Here is a 1165-nt window from a genome sequence, read left to right as displayed (position 1 = left end):
GTTCCGCTGTGCCCAAGGTCCTCACCGCCGGTCGCCCCTGGCGCGTCATCCTCCTGTTCGCCGTCCCCCTGCTCGTCGGCAACGTCGTCCAGCAGCTCTACCAGGCGGCCGACGCCGTCGTCGTCGGTCGCGTTCTCGGCGTCGACTCCCTGGCCGCCGTCGGCGCCACGGGCGCGCTGCTGTTCCTCCTGCTCGGCTTCGCGTGGGGCATGACGAACGGCTTCGCGATCCCGACCGCGCACGCGTTCGGCGCGGGGGACCACGCGGCGGTGCGCCGGTCGGTCGCGGCCGGCGCGGTCCTGTCGGCGGCGACGAGCGTGGTGCTCACCGTGGCGGCGCCCCTGCTCGCGGGTCCGGCGCTGCGGCTGATGCACACGCCCGAGGAGCTGCTGCCGGAGGCGACGACCTTCGCGGTCATCAGCTTCCTCGGCGCCAGCACGATGATGTTCTTTAACTTCCTGTCGGCGGTCATCCGGGCCATCGGCGACTCGCGCACGCCCCTGATCTTCCTCACGCTCAGCTGCGTGCTGAACGTCGTCCTGGTGGTCGGCGCGGTGGCCGGCCTCGGCATGGGCGTGGCCGGTGCGGCGGCGTCGACGATCCTCTCGCAGGGGGTCTCGGTGGCCCTCTGCCTCGAGTTCGTGYGGCGACGGGTCCCGGTCCTGCACGTGCAGCGTGCCGACTGGCGGGTGAGCGGCGCCGAGCTGCGCAAGCACCTGCGGCTCGGCCTGCCCATGGGGTTCCAGGCGTCGATCATCGCGATCGGCACGCTCGCCGTGCAGGTGCGCCTGAACGCGCTGGGGTCCGACGCGGTCGCCGCGTACACGACGGCCGCGCGGGTGGACGGGCTCGCGGTCGCCCTGCTGTCGTCGCTCGGCATCGCGATGTCGATGTTCGTCGCGCAGAACCTGGGCGCCGGCCGGCCGGACCGCATCCGGGAGGGCGTCGTGCAGGGCATGTGGATCTCGGTCGTCGGCTCGGCGGTCCTCGGCGTCGTGCTCGTGGCCGGGGGTGCCGCGATCATCGGCGTCTTCGTCGGCGAGGGGGAGCAGCGTGTGGTCGACATGGCCGCGCACTACCTCCTGGTCAACGGGGTGCTCTACGTGGTCCTGGGCGTGCTGTTCGTGCTGCGTGGTTCGCTGCAGGGCCTCGGACAGACGGTGGT

1 protein-coding gene is annotated in these 1165 nt (G+C 72.6%); it reads left to right on the top strand.

Annotated elements, in window-relative coordinates; all coding sequences use genetic code 11:
- Positions 1–8: 8 nt before the first annotated feature.
- On the top strand, positions 9–1165 hold a 1157-nt coding region (locus tag AC1DUQ_RS21880; protein ID WP_477074655.1), incomplete at its 3' end, for an MATE family efflux transporter.

The sequence above is a fragment of the Cellulomonas sp. P4_B5_2 genome (assembly GCF_056402235.1).
The sequence above is the reverse complement of the archived record's forward strand: the minus strand, read 5'-3'. Positions and strand labels throughout refer to the sequence as shown.